The sequence below is a fragment of the Kitasatospora sp. NPDC001660 genome (assembly GCF_053596725.1).
The window spans coordinates 292,670-309,491 of the sequence record NZ_JBSFGU010000005.1 but is presented as its reverse complement, the minus strand read 5'-3'; the positions used below and the strand labels follow the sequence as shown (position 1 = coordinate 309,491).

General features: G+C 73.5%; 21 protein-coding genes and 1 pseudogene. 14 read left to right on the top strand and 8 right to left on the bottom strand.

Annotation, left to right across the window (positions count from 1 at the left end):
* The first annotated feature begins 165 nt into the window (after positions 1-165).
* Positions 166-1,920 carry a glycoside hydrolase family 15 protein gene (locus ACWCXH_RS08450; RefSeq protein ID WP_449800612.1) on the top strand — a complete coding sequence of 585 codons (1,755 nt, stop codon included), beginning with the start codon at positions 166-168 and terminating at the stop codon, positions 1,918-1,920.
* Between the two features lie 103 nt (positions 1,921-2,023).
* Here ACWCXH_RS08450 and ACWCXH_RS08445 read toward each other — a convergent pair whose 3' ends face one another.
* From ACWCXH_RS08445 to ACWCXH_RS08425, 5 genes and pseudogenes are all read right to left on the bottom strand, one after another.
* Complete coding sequence (locus ACWCXH_RS08445; protein WP_449800579.1) at positions 2,024-2,539, bottom strand: hypothetical protein; 516 nt, start codon at positions 2,537-2,539, stop codon at positions 2,024-2,026.
* Positions 2,540-3,125: 586 nt separating this feature from the next.
* Positions 3,126-3,524, bottom strand: a complete 399-nt coding sequence (locus ACWCXH_RS08440; RefSeq protein WP_449800578.1) for a hypothetical protein — start codon at positions 3,522-3,524, stop codon at positions 3,126-3,128.
* A gap of 67 nt (positions 3,525-3,591) precedes the next feature.
* Positions 3,592-4,344: a metallophosphoesterase family protein gene (locus ACWCXH_RS08435; RefSeq protein WP_449800577.1), complete on the bottom strand. Its 753-nt coding sequence runs from the start codon at positions 4,342-4,344 to the stop codon at positions 3,592-3,594.
* On the bottom strand, positions 4,341-4,595 hold the full coding sequence (locus ACWCXH_RS08430; RefSeq protein ID WP_449800576.1) for a hypothetical protein: 255 nt from the start codon (positions 4,593-4,595) through the stop codon (positions 4,341-4,343). Before ACWCXH_RS08430 ends, ACWCXH_RS08435 begins: the two co-directional genes overlap by 4 nt.
* A pseudogene (locus ACWCXH_RS08425) lies at positions 4,592-4,894 on the bottom strand (hypothetical protein); the annotation flags it as partial. The gene ACWCXH_RS08430 and the pseudogene ACWCXH_RS08425, both read right to left, overlap by 4 nt.
* On the opposite strand from ACWCXH_RS08425, the gene ACWCXH_RS08420 reads away from it, so the two are divergent.
* Positions 4,875-5,270: a DUF5709 domain-containing protein gene (locus tag ACWCXH_RS08420; RefSeq protein WP_449800575.1), complete on the top strand. Its 396-nt coding sequence runs from the start codon at positions 4,875-4,877 to the stop codon at positions 5,268-5,270. The pseudogene ACWCXH_RS08425 and the gene ACWCXH_RS08420 sit on opposite strands and share 20 nt — an antisense overlap.
* 167 nt (positions 5,271-5,437) lie before the next feature.
* Here the strand turns inward: ACWCXH_RS08420 and ACWCXH_RS08415 are convergent, their stop codons facing one another.
* Positions 5,438-6,358 (bottom strand): SigB/SigF/SigG family RNA polymerase sigma factor, encoded by a 921-nt coding sequence (locus tag ACWCXH_RS08415; RefSeq protein WP_449800574.1) that lies wholly within the window; start codon positions 6,356-6,358, stop codon positions 5,438-5,440.
* Between the two features lie 598 nt (positions 6,359-6,956).
* Positions 6,957-7,430, bottom strand: a complete 474-nt coding sequence (locus tag ACWCXH_RS08410; RefSeq protein WP_449800573.1) for an ATP-binding protein — start codon at positions 7,428-7,430, stop codon at positions 6,957-6,959.
* 328 nt (positions 7,431-7,758) lie between these two features.
* On the opposite strand from ACWCXH_RS08410, the gene ACWCXH_RS08405 reads away from it, so the two are divergent.
* The 12 genes from ACWCXH_RS08405 to ACWCXH_RS08350 all read left to right on the top strand — a co-directional run bounded on the left by ACWCXH_RS08405 (position 7,759) and on the right by ACWCXH_RS08350 (position 15,689).
* The gene (locus ACWCXH_RS08405) at positions 7,759-8,307 is read left to right on the top strand and encodes a DUF6328 family protein (protein WP_449800572.1); all 549 of its coding nucleotides are present in this window, start codon (positions 7,759-7,761) and stop codon (positions 8,305-8,307) included.
* A gap of 55 nt (positions 8,308-8,362) precedes the next feature.
* Positions 8,363-9,379: an SDR family oxidoreductase gene (locus ACWCXH_RS08400; RefSeq protein WP_449800571.1), complete on the top strand. Its 1,017-nt coding sequence runs from the start codon at positions 8,363-8,365 to the stop codon at positions 9,377-9,379.
* Positions 9,380-9,472: 93 nt separating this feature from the next.
* The gene (locus ACWCXH_RS08395; protein WP_387622113.1) at positions 9,473-9,646 is read left to right on the top strand and encodes a CsbD family protein; all 174 of its coding nucleotides are present in this window, start codon (positions 9,473-9,475) and stop codon (positions 9,644-9,646) included.
* Between the two features lie 73 nt (positions 9,647-9,719).
* Positions 9,720-9,968 (top strand): hypothetical protein, encoded by a 249-nt coding sequence (locus tag ACWCXH_RS08390; protein WP_449800570.1) that lies wholly within the window; start codon positions 9,720-9,722, stop codon positions 9,966-9,968.
* 176 nt (positions 9,969-10,144) lie between these two features.
* Complete coding sequence (locus ACWCXH_RS08385; RefSeq protein ID WP_449800569.1) at positions 10,145-10,636, top strand: hypothetical protein; 492 nt, start codon at positions 10,145-10,147, stop codon at positions 10,634-10,636.
* A complete protein-coding gene (locus ACWCXH_RS08380; protein WP_449800568.1) occupies positions 10,633-10,890 on the top strand; it encodes a monovalent cation/H+ antiporter complex subunit F in 258 nt (85 codons plus the stop codon). The genes ACWCXH_RS08385 and ACWCXH_RS08380 overlap by 4 nt, the downstream gene beginning before the upstream one ends.
* Positions 10,887-11,180: a monovalent cation/H(+) antiporter subunit G gene (locus tag ACWCXH_RS08375; RefSeq protein WP_449800567.1), complete on the top strand. Its 294-nt coding sequence runs from the start codon at positions 10,887-10,889 to the stop codon at positions 11,178-11,180. The genes ACWCXH_RS08380 and ACWCXH_RS08375 overlap by 4 nt, the downstream gene beginning before the upstream one ends.
* A complete protein-coding gene (locus ACWCXH_RS08370; RefSeq protein WP_449800566.1) occupies positions 11,177-11,446 on the top strand; it encodes a Na(+)/H(+) antiporter subunit B in 270 nt (89 codons plus the stop codon). The genes ACWCXH_RS08375 and ACWCXH_RS08370 overlap by 4 nt, the downstream gene beginning before the upstream one ends.
* Positions 11,443-12,189: an MnhB domain-containing protein gene (locus tag ACWCXH_RS08365; protein WP_449800565.1), complete on the top strand. Its 747-nt coding sequence runs from the start codon at positions 11,443-11,445 to the stop codon at positions 12,187-12,189. The genes ACWCXH_RS08370 and ACWCXH_RS08365 overlap by 4 nt, the downstream gene beginning before the upstream one ends.
* A complete protein-coding gene (locus ACWCXH_RS08360; RefSeq protein ID WP_449800564.1) occupies positions 12,186-12,530 on the top strand; it encodes a sodium:proton antiporter in 345 nt (114 codons plus the stop codon). The genes ACWCXH_RS08365 and ACWCXH_RS08360 overlap by 4 nt, the downstream gene beginning before the upstream one ends.
* A 5-nt stretch (positions 12,531-12,535) precedes the next feature.
* Positions 12,536-14,380, top strand: coding sequence for a complex I subunit 5 family protein (locus ACWCXH_RS08355; protein ID WP_449800611.1), 1,845 nt, complete (start codon positions 12,536-12,538; stop codon positions 14,378-14,380).
* Between the two features lie 79 nt (positions 14,381-14,459).
* A complete protein-coding gene (locus ACWCXH_RS08350) occupies positions 14,460-15,689 on the top strand; it encodes an AI-2E family transporter (RefSeq protein ID WP_449800563.1) in 1,230 nt (409 codons plus the stop codon).
* A 226-nt stretch (positions 15,690-15,915) separates the two neighbouring features.
* On the opposite strand, the gene ligD is transcribed toward ACWCXH_RS08350, so the two are convergent.
* The gene (ligD, locus tag ACWCXH_RS08345; RefSeq protein ID WP_449800562.1) at positions 15,916-16,821 is read right to left on the bottom strand and encodes a non-homologous end-joining DNA ligase; all 906 of its coding nucleotides are present in this window, start codon (positions 16,819-16,821) and stop codon (positions 15,916-15,918) included.
* Position 16,822 lies beyond the last annotated feature (1 nt).

The window sequence follows — 16,822 nt, the reverse complement described above, 5'->3', positions numbered from 1 at the left end:
GGGGTCCGCAGGTCGAGCGGAGGCCTCGGGCGCTGCGGGGCGGGACGCTTGACCACCCTGATCCCGGCCATCTCCGTCACCTCCTTGAGCACCGAGCGTGTGCCCACCCGGGACCGCTTCCACGCCTGCCACCGACCATCCGTCGCCTTCGAGGGAGATGAGCCGTTGACCGCCCCCACCGCAGGCCCGCCCGCTCCCCATGTCCTGCGCGACTACGTGCTGCTCGCCGACGGCCAGCGTGGAGCCTTGGTGGGGCCGCGGGGCGACATCGCGTGGATGTGCGCACCCGGCTGGGACAGCGACGCCGTCTTCGCCGCCCTGATCGGCGGTGACGGCTGGTTCACCGTCGCCCCCACTCAGTCGTACGTGTGGGGGGGCTACTACGAACCGGGCAGCCTGATCTGGCGCCGCCGGTGGACTACCACCGGCGGCATCGTCGAGTGCCGCGAGGCCCTCGCGTACCCCGGGGACGCGCACCGGGCGGTGGTGCTGCGCAGGATCATGGCCGTCGACGGTGACGCCGACCTCGACGTGCAGCTGAACCTCGCCGCGGGCTTCGGCGCGCACCCGCTGCGGGGGATCAGGCGAGACGAGGCCGGTTACTGGACGGCGCGGGCCGGCGATCTGCACGTGCGCCTGCGGGGCTGCCCTGACGCCCGGGCCGACGGCTCGCTGTTGCGCAGCGGTGTGCGTGTGGAGGCCGGCAGGTCTCGCGACCTGGTGCTGGAGGTCTCCGACCGGCGGCTGCAGGACCCCGAGCCGGCCGGAGCGCTGTGGCGGTCCACCGAGGCCGAGTGGGCCGCGCGCGTCCCCGGCCTGCACGGCGTGCTGGGGCAGCGGGACGCCCGGCACGCCTACGCGGTCCTCACGGGGCTGACCGGCCTTGACGGCGGGACGGTCGCCGCGGCCACCACCAGCCTGCCGGAGCGGGCGGAGCAGGGCCGCAACTACGACTACCGGTACGTGTGGATCCGCGATCAGGCCTACATCGGCCAGGCCGCCGCCGCGAACGGCCTGCGCCCGCTGCTTGCGGACTCGCTGCGGTTCGTCGCCGCCCGCCTCCTCGACCACGGCCCCGACCTCGCCCCCGCCTACACCACCACGGGCGGCCCGGTTCCCGACCCGCGGAGGCTGGACCTTCCCGGTTACCCGGGCGGCTTCGACGTGGTCGGCAATCGAGTCAACCGCCAGTTCCAGCTCGACGTGTTCGGCGAGAGCCTGCTCCTGCTCGCCGGGGCCGCCCGCCACGACCTGCTGGATGCCGACGGGTGGCGCGCCGCCCGGATCGCCGCCGACGCGATCACCATCCGCCATGGCGATGAAGACGCCGGGATCTGGGAACTCCATCCGGACCGGTGGGCGCACAGCCGGTTGACCTGCGCGGCCGGGCTGCGCGCCATCGCCACCGCCCACCCCGCACAGGGCCGGGGCCTCGCGGCCCGCTGGGAGGCGCTCGCCGACCGTCTCATCGCCGACACCGGCGCCGACTGCCTGCACCCCAGCGGCCGCTGGCAGCGCTCGCCCACCGATCCGGGGGTGGACGCGTCGCTGCTGTTGCCCGCCGTGCGCGGCGCCCTGCCCGCCGACGACCCGCGCAGCCGCGCCACCCTGGATGCCGTCCTCTCCGACCTCGCCCAGGACCACTACTGCTACCGCTTCCGCCACGACCGCCGCCCCCTGGAAGACGCCGAGGGCGCGTTCCTGCTGTGCGGATTCCTCGTCGCCCTCGCCCACCACCAGCAGGGCAACCAAGCCGAGGCGGTGCGTTGGTTCGAACGCAACCGCGGCGCCTGCGGACCGCCCGGCCTGTACGCCGAGGAGTTCGACGTCGCCCAGCGCCAGCTGCGCGGCAACCTGCCCCAGGCCTTCGTCCACGCGCTTCTTTTGGAGGCAGCCGCCACGCTGGCCCGCACCCGGTGACCGTGGCGCCGCGTCACCGCCCGGCCGTGTCGCCCGCCGGCAGGCCACCAGGGCTCGGCAAACCCGGCCGGACGGATGGCGTATCGCGAACGGCAGGTGTGTGTCAGGGCAGCGCGGCGCTGTCGGCGTCCAGGAGCGCAAGGAGCGTGTCCCGGTGGAGGCCGGCGATGCCTTCGAGGAGATCGGGATGGCGCAGCAGGGCGGCAGCTTCGCTGTCGCGGGGGCCGGGGACGGTCAGGCGGCGTAGACCGCCGGCCTCATCGCGGTGCTCGGTGCGCTGAAGCGCCTGGTGAGCGCGACCGCTCAGGGAGGGGTCAGCCAGGAGGCACGCCGCCCAACTGACCACGGTCTCGTCGACCCAGGTACGCCACGCCATGCCGTCGTCGTCACCGAGGTCGGCCGCAGTGAGCCAGTCGAGCCTGCCGGTGCCGCCCGGGCCGAGGAGGTCGAGCAGCTGCACGTCCAGGGCGGTGGGGTGGCGCAGATGGGCGGCGAGGGTGGCGGCCTGGCGGGCCTGAGCCTCGGCCAGGGCGTAATTGAGCGCGCCTGCGGGCGGCGGGTAGGCGGCCAGGAGCCAGCGGGTGCAGGCGGCTATGACGGGTGTCAGATCGGCGGGCACGGCGGTCGGTCCCTCGGAAACGTGCTCGCCTTCCCGGCGGATCGGGTGCGCGAGCTGGTGCGCGGGGGCGGCACTGCCACCGCTTCGTAGGCGACCAGTGTAGGCCGGGCCTGGCAGGGGCCGGCATGCGGCCCGCGGTGTCCGGTCAGGGGTGAGATCTACGGTCGGCGGTCCGGGCTGCGGGCCCGGCAGGACCGGCCTGGGCTCCGAGCCGGGTGGCCGTGCGGGTCTGCCCTTTTCGCCGGGCAGGCAGCCGCCCCGGCATCCCCCGCCGAGCAGACAGTTCTCGGCTGCCGGAGTCGGTCCCAGGACGGGGAGCGCGCTCAGATGACGACCAATACGACCGCCCGAAGGACGCCCGCACACGCTGGTGGTCACCGAGGCCCCGCGCGACCCCGGACCTCCCGCCGGCGGACGCGACGCCAAGGGCATCGCGCGGCTCCGGGCCTGGCCGAGAGTGGCGGCCATCACGCCCAGGTCCGAGCAGGGGGCGGCTGCACAAAGGAGCTCCGGGTCCGGCCAGGTGTTTGCGCCTCCCTCACCTCTTAGGTGTGCATGATCGCCCTATGTCCCGCGCGCGGCGCCGTCAGTGTCCGAACAGGTGCCGGATCCGGCCGCTCCGCGGGGGCTGGACCGGTGCGCCGACGGCCCGGTCGCCTTGTTGGGCGGCCCGTTCCTCCGGCGGCGCCGCCTCGTCGGCCTCCGACGCCGCGGGGCGTGCGGACACCGGCGGCACGGTTCCGGCCCTGGTCGGCCGCGTGCCCACGAGCCAGGCGTGCCGAGCCAGCGACATCAGGGCCACGCCCAGGCAGAAGATCAGCGCGAGTGCCACACCAGACAGGAAGACGCCCAGGGTGTTGAGCGTCACCAGGTGGTTGCCCAGGATCGTCACCTGGTACTCGGGCCCACCGGCGAGGTTGTCCGCGATCAGCAGCCCGACGAAGGCGCCGGATGCCGCCATCAGCAGGAGTCCTAGCAGCAACATGGTGGAGTCCTTTCCGTTCCGGTTCGGTCGCCCCCGCCGTCTCGCGCGTACCCGGACCGGTCCACCCCTAACGCGTTCCGCCGCCGGACCGCTCGCCCGGTCCGTGTAGCCGGTAGACCGCGAACGCGCGGCCGATGACCGGCTGGGCCACGTTGCGCACGCGCACGCCGCACGCAGTGAGGCCGTGCTCCGTACCGAAGTGCGCGTGGCCGTGCACGACCAGATCGGCCCCGGCCTCGTCGATCGCCTCGGCGAGGAGGTAGCTGCCGAGGAACGGGTATATCTCGGGCGGCTCCCCGGCCAGCGTGTCCGGCACCGGGGCGAAGTGCGTCAGCGCGATCCTCACGTCGCAGCCCTCGGCCGCCAGCCGTTCCAGCGCGCTCCGCAGACCGTCCGCACACCGCCGGGTGTGCCGGATGAAGGCCTTCATCTCGGGCTCGCCGAACTCGCCGCCGCTCCGGCCGGCGAACCCACCGCCGAAGCCCTTCGTACCGGCCACGCCGACCAGACGCCGGTCCACCCGGACCACGGTCGCAGTGCGTTCCAGCACCCGGACCCCGTGAGCGGCAAGGATCCGCGTGACCTCGTCCGTCCGGTCGGCGTCGTAGTCGTGGTTGCCGAGGACGGCGATCACCGGAACGGGCAGACCGGCGACCTCCTGCGCCACCACCGCCGCCTCCTCGGGGGTCCCGTGCCGGGTGAGGTCGCCGGCCAGCAGCAAGAGGTCGGCCCGGTCGGCGAGGGTGGCGAAGGCGGGCCGCAGGAGTCCTCGGCCGTCGGGGCCGAGGTGGATGTCCCCCACGGCGGCCACCCGGATCACGGCAGGTCCTCCGCGCCGACCGGGGGACGGTCGTCGGCCAGGGCGATGTCGGTGTACACCGTCAGGTCCGCCAGGGCGTCGGCCACGATGCGCCCGACGGCCGCCCGACGTTCCTCGGTCGGCACGGTGCCGCGCACGGTGACGTGGGCGCCGTGCAGTTCGATCCGCAGGCCGAGTTCGCCGGCCTCGTCGTCGGCGAGGCGCTCGCGCAGGTGGGCGAGCCGGTACTCAGTGGCGTCGGCGCCGGTCATCGGTCGGCCTCCTCGGGTTCGATCACCTGGAGCCGTTCCAGGAGGTACAGGAAGGCGGCCGGCATCGGCGCGTCGCCCTGCTCGGCGCGCACCTGGCGCCAGTCGATCTTCTCCCGCAGGGGTCGGACCACCGAGAGCACCGCACCGAAGTCGCAGTGGTGCTCGGAGAAGGCCGCGAGCAGGCCGCTGACCAGGTCGGTTGCGGAGAGCACCGGCATCTGCACGGAGTCCACCGGCAATGCCTCGGCGCGGTCCAGCAGCTCCGAGGTGACCGGCCCCGTGGCGAGTTCGAGGATCAGATGCAGCTACGACGACCTGCTGGACGAGGGCTATTCGCCGCCGGAGAAGCCGCTGGGCGTCGACCGGGTGGGTGTGACCGCAGCCGAGCAGCGTGACGGCGAGACGCTGGATCAGCGGATCGCCCAGGAAGAGCCCGACATCACGCCTGTCGAAGGGGACGGGACCGGCGATCTGTCCGGCGGAGAGGGAGAGCCTATTGATCCGCAAGCGGGCGGTCGGCCGACCGGGCGGCTGGTGGCTCCCGAGGAAGGCGCCGGCTCGGACACGGAGAAGGGGCTCGTCGCATCCGACGTCGGCGTCGATGGCGGTGCCGCGAGCGCGGAGGAAGCGGCTGTGCACCTCATTCCGGAAGACGACGGCGACACGTCCCGCTGAATTCCCGCTCTCTCGCGCCCGCGGACAGGAGCGGACGATCGCGGGTTATTCGCACCCGCGGTGCGCCACAGCGGAGTACGCGGTCAGGTGACTCAGCGCAAGAGAGCGGACGGGAGTTAAGCGGGACTCGCCTCCAGGCGGTGCCGGATCGGCGGCCCGTATCCGTGTCAGCCCGACCCCTCTGGACCGTCGTCGTGCCAGCCGCGGGCCTCGCGGTCCTCCAGACGCTCGCGCAGCCGGGCCAGAATGGCGCTCAGCAAGCGGGAGACGTGCATCTGGGAGACGCCGATCCGCGCGGCGATCTCCGATTGCGTCCAGCCGTCCCAGAAGCGGAGCTTGAGCACGGTCTGTTCGCGCTCCGGCAGTTCCGCCAGCAGCGGGCGGACGGCGGTGCGGAAGTCGGCGAGTTCGATGCCGGGGTCGCAGCAGCCGAGCCGGTCGACCATCGCGCTGCCGGTCTCGTCGGTGTCCTGGTCGCGCAGCGCGTCAAGGGAGTTGGGGCGGTAGACGCGGCCGGCGACCAGTCCCTCGGTGGCCTCCTCGACGGTGATGTGGAGGTCCTCGGCGATCTCCTCGGGGTGTGGGAGGCGGGCGAGTTCCTGTTCCAGCCGGTCGGAGCCGCGGGCCACCGTCAGGTAGAGCTCCTGCATGCTGCGCGGGACGCGGACGGGCCACGAGGTGTCGCGGAAGAAGCGCTTGATCTCGCCGGTAATGGTGGGGATGGCGTAGGTGACGAACTCGACGCCGCGGTGCGGGTCGTAGCCGTCGACGGCCTTGATCAGGCCGATCGTGCCGACCTGGAGGATGTCGTCCATGTCCTCGGCGCGGTGGCGGAAGCGGGCCGCGATGAAGCGGACCAGCGGCATGTTGAGTTCGATGATCGTGCCGCGGACGTAGCTGTAGGCGTAGGTCTCGCGGGCGAGCCCGGCCAGGCGCTCGAACAGCGCGTCACTGAGTTCACGTGCCTCGGCCTTGCTCATCGCCCGCAGTTCGGCCTCGGTGAGGCGCGGTGGCAGATCGGACAGGAGGCCGGAGGGCGGGCCGACCGTCTGCTCGGCACGGCCGGCGGTTTCGATTGGGGTGAACACTTACTTCTCCTGGGGTTCGGGTGAACGCCCGGCGTCATCCGCCGGCTTCTTCCCCTGGGACCTGTGCCGGCTTCTTCAAGCGACGGTCCGGGTGGCACCCGATGGGTGCGGATGCGGCCGGTCGAGAACAGCCGCTCCACCAGCCTTTTACCCGTCATCGAATACATGAATCATGTTTCGGGTGATTTATGGGTTTTCTCCGGGTACACGCGCCCGTGCAACGACCTCCGTGGGAAGAAAGGAGCGTTGGGGTCCAGCCCCAAGCGCAAGCGCGTGCGAGCACATCAAGCCGTGCGAGCACATCAAGCAGAGCGCGCTCCACCGGGACCGTTCGAAGTGAACAAGCGCGAGCCGGCGAATGCGCTCGGTCGCTGAGCGTGCTCTCCGCGCCTCCGATGAAGGTGCCACCATGACGATTCCGACACCCCCCGACCCGGACACCGGGCCGATCCCGCACCCCAATCCCGCACCGCGGCCGGGCGAACCCCACCCGGCACCGCCGCCCGTTCCTCCGTTCCCTTCTCCGGAGCCGTACCCGGATCCCGATCCGGCGCCACCTCCGGAGCCGCACCCCGGACAGCAGTGACGCCGCCGGCCGTCAGTCCCGGCGGACGTGCAGTGGGGACGGAACCTCCAGCCAGACCAGCTTCCCGTCCCCCTCTGGCAGCGAGCCCCAGGCGCGGGCGAGCCAGTCCACCACATGCAGTCCGTGCCCGCCCGGCCGCGCCGGGTCGGTGTGCAAGCGCAGCTGCGGCGGCACGGGGCTTGAGTCCGAGACTTCCACCCGCAGTCGCGTGCCGTTCCAGTTCAGCCGCAGCTCGCGGGGGCCTCCGGGGGCGTGCAGGCAGGCGTTGGTGACCAGTTCCGAGACCATCAGCAGGACGTCCTCGGTGACGGCCTGCTGATGGTCATCCACGGTGGGCAGCCAGTGCCAACGTTCCAGGGCCTGCCGACTGAACTCACGGCTGCGCTGCACGGGGCCCTCGCTGCCGCTGAGCGCGAGCCGTCTGGTCTGTCCGGCCCCCGACACCCGGTCGGGGCCCGGCAGCGGGCCGTCCCCGGAGCAGTACATGACCGGCCTCCTCAATTCGGACTCGGACGAAGGACCACCGCCGGCGGCTTCAGCGCCGGATCCCGGCAGTCTCGGCGTCCAGGCAGCGTGCAGGAGGAGGTTCAGTCCCGTCGAGTCTCAGAACCGCAGCTCCGCGAGATCGAGATCGGGACGGCAGGGGCCGTCGCCGTCATCCCGCGCGGCACCGCGGACCGCGCGGACGACCGGCGCCTGCGGCGCTGTCCCGGGTGCGGCCCGGCACTCCGTCTGCTGGTCGTCCATACCGCGCGTTTGCCCACCCCCAGTGCGGCTACACGCACGGACGGAGTGGAAGGCGGAGGCGATGACCATGACGAGGCCGGATACCGGGCGCGACCCTTCCGTGCACCGGACCGGCCGGCGGGAGTCGCCCGACGAGCGGGCGGACCGGCGCTGGGGCGACCTGCTTCAGGAGGTGCGGGTCGCGCAGACCGGCTCGCAGATCCTTTTCGGGTTCCTGCTGAGCGTGGTCTTCATGCCGCGCTTCGCCGAACTCGGCGGCTTCGACCGGGGACTGTACGTGGCCACGGTCGTCCTCGGGGCACTCGCCACCGGAGCGCTGACCTCCCCGGTCGCCTACCACCGGATCTTCGCCGGGCACCGCCTCAAGCCCCAACTGGTGGACGCGGCAGCCCGGTTGGTGGCCATCGGCTTGGTGCTGCTGGCGCTCACCGTAGGCTCGGCCCTGCTGCTCCTGCTGCGGGTGGCCGTCGGATCGACGGTCTCCGGCTGGATCACCTCGGCCGTCATGCTCTGGTTCGTGTCGTGCTGGCTGCTGCTACCCGTCTGGCGCCTGCACCGGAACAACGGCAAGTGCACGCGGCCACCGGCCGACGCCGATCCGCGCCCTCGCGCGTGACGGTCCGGGCCCCTCCGTGACGTTTCGGCGGCGCCCGCCCGGCAAGACGCCCGCCATGACGATCAACCTGTGTTCGAAGCCCCGCACCGTGGTCATCACCGGCGCCACCGCGGGAGTCGGCCGGGCCTGTGTACGGGCCTTCGCCGCCAGGGGCGACCGACTGGTGCTGGTCGCCCGGGGCGCGGCCGGGCTGCGCGCCGCATCCGCCGAGGCGGAGGCCGCCGGCTCGCCGGTGCGCACCATCCTGGCGGACGTGGCCGACCCGGCGGCCTGCGAAGCGGCGGCCGCCCGGGCCGAGGCGGAGTTCGGCCCGATCGACGTCTGGGTCAACGACGCCTTCGTCTCGGTGTTCGCGCCCTTCACCGAGATCAGCGCCACGGAGTTCCGCCGGGTCACCGAGGTCACCTACCTCGGCTACGTCAACGCCACCCGGGCCGCGCTGCGCCGGATGCTGCCGCGCGACCACGGCACCATCGTGCAGGTCGGCTCGGCGATCGCCTACCGGGGAATCCCGTTGCAGAGCGCCTACAGCGGCGCCAAGCACGCCCTCCAGGGCTGGCACGAGGCGCTGCGCTGTGAGCTGCTGGCGAGCGGATCGGGCGTGCGTGTGACCATGGTGCAGCTGCCCGCGGTCAACACCCCGCAGTTCGACTGGGTGCTCAACCGGCTGCGCGGCCGCGCCCGGCCCGTCCCGCCGGTCCACCAGCCCGAGCTGGCCGCCCGCGCCGTCCGCTACGCCGCCGACCACCCCGGGCGCCGGGAGTACTGGGTGGGCGCCGGCACAGCGGCCACCCTGATCGCCAATGCGATCGCCCCCGGCCTGCTCGACCGCTACCTCGCCCGGACCGGGATCGACGCCCAGCAGGAGGCCGGGACGAGCAGCGCGCAGGACCGGGCCAACCTCTGGACACCGGGCGACGCCGTCGAGGACCACGGTGCCCACGGCCGCTTCGACGACGAGGCCCGCGAGCACAGTGCCCAGCTGTGGGCCTCCCAGCACCACGGCCTGCTCGCCACCGGCGGGGCGGTGCTCCTCGGGGCCGCCGCCCGCGCGCTCGCCCGGGGGCGGTGAGCGGCGATGCCCGTGACGTGGTGTGGAACCGCCGGCCCTGGGCAGGCGCGGCGCGGAGCGGATGTCGCCCCCATCACGAGAGGAATGCACGCCATGGGTACCGAGGAGAAGCTGCGCAACGCGGCGCAGAAGGCCCACGGCAAGGCCAAGGAGGCCGCCGGAAAGGCCATGGGCGACCGGGTCGTCGAGGCCGAGGGCCGCGGCAAGCAGATCAAGAGCGACCTGAAACAGGCCGCCGAGAAGGTCAAGGACGCCGGGAAGGACTGAACCGCGAGCGAACAGGACGGCACGGTCAAGGTGCGCTTCCGGCCCTGACCGGCCGCCCCAGGAGGTGGATGCGATGAGCCGCCCGGGAAAGCCCGTCCCGAAGGACCCGCCTGTGCCGGTCGAGACACCGGAGTCCCGGATGACCGGTGAGGGCGGACCGCCACCCGTGCCGGAGGAGGGGAAGCGGCCGAAGGACGGCCCGGAGTACGACGCCACGGAGACGGCCCACATGCTGGAGCCGCAGGAGGTGACGGAGCCGTCTCAGGAGCCGGAGGCGACCGGGCCCGCCCACGAGCCGGAGCCGCACGAGTCGCCCGACTGAACCGGCCGGGCGGATCATCGGAAGGTTCGGCTCTGCCGTCCGGCGAACGGGTGGTCCGGTACGGCGATCGCGCGTCCGGCGGCGTTGCGCGCGCCACGCGTCCGCCGACCGGGCGGTAGACCTGGGGCGCCCGCCACGGCGGCGGGTGGCCCGGGGCCTGTCTTGAGGGTGGTGCGATGCGGACGGCGGTCGAACTCCTGCTCTGGTGGGGAGTGTTGCTGCTACTGAACACTGTACTGATCAGCTCGGTGACACCACTGGAAATGGCGGTCGGCGGCGGCATCGCGCTCCTCGCGGCCGTGGGTGCCGTCGCGGTCCGGCATGCCTCGGGGGCAGCACCGGGCGGACCGACGCGGCTGGCCCGGACGCTCTGGGCGTTCCCGTTGACCCTGCTGGCCGACACCGGCCGGCTCGCGCTCGCCGTGCTCGCGCCGCGGTACCGGCGGGGCGGATTCCGGACCGTCCGGCTCGCCCCCGGCGCCGGACCGGCCTGGGCCGCGGCGCTCCTGTCCGCGACGCCCGGAGCGTACGTCGTGGACGTCGCGGACGTCGCGGACGTCGCGGACGTCGCGGACGCGAAGAAGGGCGCGGCCGGCAGCCTGACCGTGCACGCACTCGGCGGTGAAGTCTCCGCGCTGGAGCGGGCGTTGACCGGAGACGCCCGGTGAACGCCTGGCTGCTGGCGGCCGCCCTCCTCGCCGCCGGCGGGATCGGACCCTGCCTCTCGCTCGGGTTGCGCGGCGCGCCGCAGCAGCGGCTGGCCGCGCTCAACCTCGCCGCGACGGTGACGTCGGTCGTCCTGCTGCTCCTCGCCCAGGGGTTCAGCCGCACCTCGTACACCGACCTGGCGCTGGACCTCGCCGTCCTCGCCCCCGCCGGGACGCTGGTGTTCACCCGCCTCCTGGCCGGGAGGCAGCGGTGACGGGCCGGCACGCCGTCGCGCTGGTCCTGCTGTGTGCGGGCACCGCCGCCCTGCTGCTCTCCACCCTCGCCCTCATCGTGCTGCCGGGCCCGTACCTGCGGCTGCACGCCCTCTCCCCCGCCGCCGCCCTGGGCGCGCCGCTGGTCGCCCTCGCCCTCGCGGTGGACACCGGGCCGGGCCGGGCTGCCGCCAAGCTGCTGGTGATCGGCCTGCTGCTGGCGGTCGGCGGCACCGTCACGACGATGGCCGTCGCGCGGACGACCGTCCTCGCCGAGCAGGAGGCGAAGTGAACAACGCCCTGATCGTGATCACGCTGCTGCTCACCGCCGTCACCGCGACCGCCGCCGCGCTCACCCGCGACCCGGTCCGGCAGGCCGCCGTCCTCGCCCTGCTCGGGTTCTGCCTCGCGCTGCTGTTCACCGTGCTCCAGGCCCCGGACGTCGCGCTCTCCCAGCTCGGCGTGGGCAGCGCGATCACCCCGCTGCTGATCCTGCTGACCGTCCGCCGGGTGCGCCGCGAGGAACACTCCGACAACCGCCAGGACCGCACCGAGTGAGCCGCACCGCCCGGCTGCGGCTCTTCCTGACCGCCGCCGCCGTCCTCGGCGCCGCCCTGATCGCCGCCGCGACCGAGCTGCCAGGCTTCGGCGGTGTCCGACACCCGTACGGTGAGCGGGCGGTGACCGCCGGACTGGCCCGGCGCACGGCCAACATCGTCTCTTCGGTCAATTTCGACCAGCGGGCCTTCGACACCCTCGGCGAGGAGTCGATCCTGTTCGGCTCGGTGCTCGGCGCCGGCATACTGCTACGCCTCGCCCGGGACGAGCACAAGCACCGGGCAGCCGCCGAACCCGTCCTGCCCACGACCCGGCTGTTCGGGGCCACCCTGCTGCCGGTCACCCTGCTGACCGGCGGATACCTGGTCGCGCACGGCCAGTTGAGCCCCGGCGGTGGGTTCCAGGGCGGCGTCGTACTGGCCACCGCACTGCACCTGGCCTACGTCGCCGCCGACTACCTGGTGCTCAAGCGGATCCGCCCGCTCGCGGTGCTGGACGTGGCGGACGCCCTGGCCGCCGGGGCCTTCGCCGCACTCGGTCTGATCGGCCTGGCGCATGGTGTCGGCTACCTCGCCAACACCCTGCCGCTCGGGAGCTTCAACCAGCTCTCCTCCAGCGGGCTGGTGGCCGTGGTGAACGCCGTCGTCGGCGTGGAGGTCGGCTCGGGCGTGGTGGTGCTGCTGGCGCACTTCCTGGACCAGGCGGTGGAGGTCGTCCCCCGGACCCCGAGGAGAGACCGTTGAACGTCTTCCCCTATCTGGTCGCCGGGTGGATCCTGCTCGCCGGCCTGTACGGCCTCGTCACCAGCCGCAACCTGGTGCAGGCGGTCGGCTGCCTGGCCGTCGCGCAGTCCTCGACCTATGTGCTGCTGCTCGCGGTCGGCTACCGCCGGGGCGCCACCGCCCCCGTCTTCTCCGACCTGCCCACCGACGCTCCGGTGGTGGACCCGGTGGTCCAGGCACTTGCGCTCACCGACATCGTGGTCGGCGCGACGGTCACCGCGCTGCTGCTGGCCCTGGTGATCCAACTGCGCAAGCGGCACGGCACGGTGGACCCTGAGGAACTCACCGGGCTGCGGGGGTGACAGGCCTGAACGTCTCCGACCTCCTCCCCCTGGCCGTCGCCATCCCACTGCTGGGCGCCGCCGTCCTGGCCGTGGCCGGCCGATGGCTGCCGCGCCTGGGCCGCGACGTGCTCGCCACCGCCTGGGCCGCCGTGGACGTCGTCTGCCTAGCGCTGCTGTGGGCCCGGACGAGCCCGGACGGGCGGGAGGTGGCCTGGCTCGGCGGCTGGAGCCCGCACGGCGGCCACAGCGTCGGCATCGTCCTGGTCGCCGACCGGCTCGGCAGCGGCCTGGCGCTCCTCGTCGCCGTCCTGGTGCTCGCCGTGATCTGCTACGCCTGGCGGTACTTCGACGAACCCTCCGGCGAGCACGGCGGGATGTTCCCCGCCCTGCTGCTCCTCTTCGAGGCCGGGATGTGCGGCTTCGCTCTCACCGGAGACCTCTTCGACGCCTTCGTGTTCTTCGAGCTGATGGGCGCCGTCGCCTACGCGCTGACCGGCTACCGGATCGAGGACCCGCGCCCGCTGCACGGCGCCCTCGCCTTCGGCCTGGTCAACTCGGCCGCCGCGTACCTCTCGCTGCTCGGCATCGGCCTGCTGTACGCCCGCACCGGTGAGCTCGGTCTCGCCCAGATCGGCGCGGCGCTCGACGAACGGGCCGCGGCGGGGCACGGGCGGGACGCCCTGGTCGTCGTCGCGTTCGTCCTGGTGCTGGCCGGTCCGCTGGTGAAGGCCGCGACGGCGCCCTTCCACTTCTGGCTGCCGGACGCGCACGCGGTGGCGCCGAGCCCGGTGTGCATGCTGCTGTCCGCGGTGATGGTCGAACTAGGCGTCTACGGCGTCGCGAGGATCCACCGGGTGGTGTTCGGCGGCGTCGGCGGTCTGCCGGAGGCCGTCGTCCGGGACACGCTGCTCGCCGCCGGTGTGCTGACCGCACTGGTCGGTGCCGTCATGTGCTGGCAGCAGCGGCACCTGAAGCGGATGCTGGCCTTCTCCACGGTCGGGCACGTCGGTCTGTTCCTGGTCGGCGCGGCGCTGCTGACCCCGGCCGGACTGGCCGGAGCCGCGGTGTACGTGGCCGGCCACGCAGGCGCCAAGGCCGCCCTGTTCGGCCTCACCGGCGTCCTGCTCGACCGCTACGGCTCCGTGGACGAACACGGACTGCACGGCCGGGCCCGCGAACTCAAACTGCCCGGGCTGCTGTTCCTCCTCGGCGGGCTGACCCTGGCCGGGCTGCCGCCATTCGGCACCGGACTCGGCAAGGCCGTCACCGAGGAGGCCGCCGGACGCGAACACGGCTGGCTGCCGGCCGTGTTCGTCCTCGTGTCCGCACTCACCGGCGGTGCGGTGCTGCGCGCGGGCCTGCGGGTCTTCGGCGGCGTCGGCGCCCCGCCCTCCGAACGCCCGGAGGTGGCCGCGACCACCGGCGAGGGCGAGGAACCCGAGATCCGTTCCCCCGACCGCCGACTGCCCCCGCCGATGCTCGTCGTGCCGGGGCTGCTGCTCGCCGGCTGCCTGGCCGTCGGCATCCTGCCCGGCATCGGCCGGGCGCTCGCGGCGGGAGCGTCGGCCTTCGCCGACCGCGCCGGCTACCTCGCCGATGTCGTCGGACAGCCGGGAGCACCCGTCGCTTCCGCCCCCGACGCGTCGTGGACCGCTTCCGGGGTAGCCCTCGGCCTGCTGTCCGCCCTGCTGGCCGTCGGCTTCGCCACCGTCGCCGTCCGCCGCACCCCCGGGCGCGGCACCGGCAGGCTGTACCAGGCGGCGGTTTTGCCGCTGCGCCGCCTGCACTCCGGGCTGCTCGGCGACTACGTGGCCTGGCTGGCCGTGGGCCTGGCCACGCTGCTGGTCGCAGTGGCGGCGCAACTGTGAGCACACCCGTTTCCCGCACACCCGCCCGGGTAGCCGCAGGACACCGGACGGAATCCGGCCGAGTACGAGGAGGCGGCCCGTGCGAGTGAACGGCACCGGACCGGACCGGCGCCCCCCGCCGCTCGGCAGCCGCCGCCCCCGGGTGGCCTCGCCTCGGACCCGGCCTGCGGCACCTGGGGACCGGGTGCCGCGCGGGCTGCGGACGGCCGCCGGGTACACGTGGCGCCTGCTCCTGCTCGGCGTGGCCGCCTACCTGACCGTCACCGTGCTCGCCCGGCTCGAACTGCCGGTCATCGCGGTGTTCCTGGCGCTGGTCATCACCTCCGTCCTGCGGCCGCTCGTCGACCTGCTGGCCCTGGTGCTGCCCCGCTCGCTCGCCGTCCTGCTCGCCTTCGTCCTCACCGTCGTGGTCCTCGGCGGGGTCCTCACACTGGTGGGGACGACCGTCGCCGGCGAGTGGAACGGGCTGGGCGCCGAGCTGCACGGCGGCCTCGGCCGGATCGACCACTGGCTGACCGGTGCGCCCTTCCACCTGCGGGCAGGCACCGTCACCGGCCTCCGGGCGAGGATCGAGGAGTTCGTCAGCAGCCACCGCTCGGCGCTGCTCAGCACCGCGTTCAATGAGGCGAGCCGGGCTGTCGAACTGCTCACCGCGCTGGCCCTCGCGGTCTTCTGCTCGGTGTTCTTCCTGCACTCCGGCGACCGGATGTGGTGCTGGGCGCAGCGCCAACTCCCGGCCCGGGCGCGTCCGGTGTGCGACCTGGCGGGGCGCGCCGCCTGGCGTACGTTCGCCGGTTACACGCGTGGAGTGCTGATCGTGGCGGCAACCAACGCCGCGCTGGTGGGCATCGCGCTCGCCGTCCTGGGGGTGCCGCTGGTCCTGCCGCTGATGGTGCTGGAGTTCGTCGCCGCCCTCATCCCACTGGTCGGCTCCCCGATCGCCCTGGCCGTCGCCGCACTGGTCGCCCTGGCCGCCCGCGGACCGGTGGTCGCCCTGCTCGTACTCGCCCTGATCGTGGTCATCGGCCAGATCGAGGGCCATCTGCTGCACCCGCTGGTGCTCGGTTGGTCCGTACGGATCCACCCGGTGGTCATCGCCCTGTCCGTGATCGGCGGCGCCGTCCTGGCCGGGGTGCTGGGTGCGCTGGTGGCCGTGCCGGTGGTGTCGGTCACCTGGGCGGTCCTCGGCGAGCTGCGGGACCACGGCCGGTCACCGTCGGATTCCAATCCAGCGGGCGATCAGCCGCGCGCCCGCCAGGACGAACGGCGGCACCCGCACCGGGCTGAAGACGACGAGCACGGCAGGTGAGTGGCGTCGGACCTGACCGGCAGAAGGCCTCCCGAGGGGGCCGTCGGCCCCGACGGCCGTCGCCGCGTTTGCGCGCCGGATGCTGAAACGTCATCCCCTCACGCCTCACCATCCGGTATCCCCGCCCCACCGGCCCCGCCCTCGGAGCCGGAGGGCCTCGTCGGCCTGTGCCGCAGCTCCCGGTGTGCCTGCGGCTCTAGCGTGCCCCAGCCGGGCCGGGGGCGCGTCATCCCCGCAGGGCGGCGAGGCGGCGGCGGGCCGGGTCGAGGGAGCGGCCGCGGCGCGAGGCGTCCCGCCAGGGGTCGTCCTTGAGGAGCCCGTCGACGGTGGCCAGGGTCCAGCGCTGCGGGGTGAGGTCCGGGTCGTCCACGTCGGCCCAGCTGATCGGCGCGGCGACGGGGGCGCACGGCCGGGCCCGTACGGCGTAGGGGGTGACGGCGGTCTGCGCGTAGGCGTTGCGCTGGACGTCCAGGTAGAGCCGGCCTCGGCGGGCCTGCTTCCGGGTCTCGGTGGTGAGTCGGTCGGGGTGGCGGGCGACCAGGAGATCAGCCAGGTCGCGGGCGAAGGCGCGGACGTCGTCGAAGGCGGCGCGCCGGTCCAGGGGCACGAGGACGTGCAGGCCGCGGGAGCCGGTCGTCATGACGGTGGACGGCAGCCGGAGCTCGTCGAGGAGTTCGTGGAGCAGGCGGGCGGCCCCGCGGACCGGGGCGAAGTCTTCGTCGGGAGGGTCCAGGTCGAAGACCAGCCGGTCGGGATGGTCCGCCTCGTCGGCGCGGGAGAGGAACCGGTGCGGGGTGATGCACGCCTGGTCGGCCAGGTAGAGCAGGGTGGCGGTGTCGTCGCAGACGGCGTACGTCACCGTGCCGTCCTCCTTGGGCAGTTCGACCCGGTGGACCCACCCGGGGAAGTGGTCGGGGACGTCCTTCTGCATGAAGCCGTGGTCGTCGATGCCGTCGGGGTGGCGTTCGAGCATCAGCGGACGGCAGCGCAGGTGCGGCAGCATCCGGCGGGCGACGGCCCGGTAGTAGTCGGCCAGTTCGGCCTTGGTGATGCCGTCCTCGGGGAACAGCACCTTGTCGGGGCGGCTGAGTTCGACGGTCCGGCCGCCGACGCGCAGCTTCCTGGTGGTCATC

Excerpts from the sequence above, each read along its gene's own strand:
- ACWCXH_RS08440 (WP_449800578.1), bottom strand. The coding sequence starts at position 3,524 with ATGTTGCTGCTAGGACTCCTGCTGATGGCGGCATCCGGCGCCTTCGTC.
- ACWCXH_RS08430 (WP_449800576.1), bottom strand. The coding sequence starts at position 4,595 with ATGACCGGCGCCGACGCCACTGAGTACCGGCTCGCCCACCTGCGCGAG.
- ACWCXH_RS08410 (WP_449800573.1), bottom strand. The coding sequence starts at position 7,430 with ATGTACTGCTCCGGGGACGGCCCGCTGCCGGGCCCCGACCGGGTGTCG.
- ACWCXH_RS08405 (WP_449800572.1), top strand. The coding sequence starts at position 7,759 with ATGACGAGGCCGGATACCGGGCGCGACCCTTCCGTGCACCGGACCGGC.
- ACWCXH_RS08400 (WP_449800571.1), top strand. The coding sequence starts at position 8,363 with ATGACGATCAACCTGTGTTCGAAGCCCCGCACCGTGGTCATCACCGGC.
- ACWCXH_RS08395 (WP_387622113.1), top strand. The coding sequence starts at position 9,473 with ATGGGTACCGAGGAGAAGCTGCGCAACGCGGCGCAGAAGGCCCACGGC.
- ACWCXH_RS08390 (WP_449800570.1), top strand. The coding sequence starts at position 9,720 with ATGAGCCGCCCGGGAAAGCCCGTCCCGAAGGACCCGCCTGTGCCGGTC.
- ACWCXH_RS08385 (WP_449800569.1), top strand. The coding sequence starts at position 10,145 with ATGCGGACGGCGGTCGAACTCCTGCTCTGGTGGGGAGTGTTGCTGCTA.
- ligD (WP_449800562.1), bottom strand. The coding sequence starts at position 16,821 with ATGACCACCAGGAAGCTGCGCGTCGGCGGCCGGACCGTCGAACTCAGC.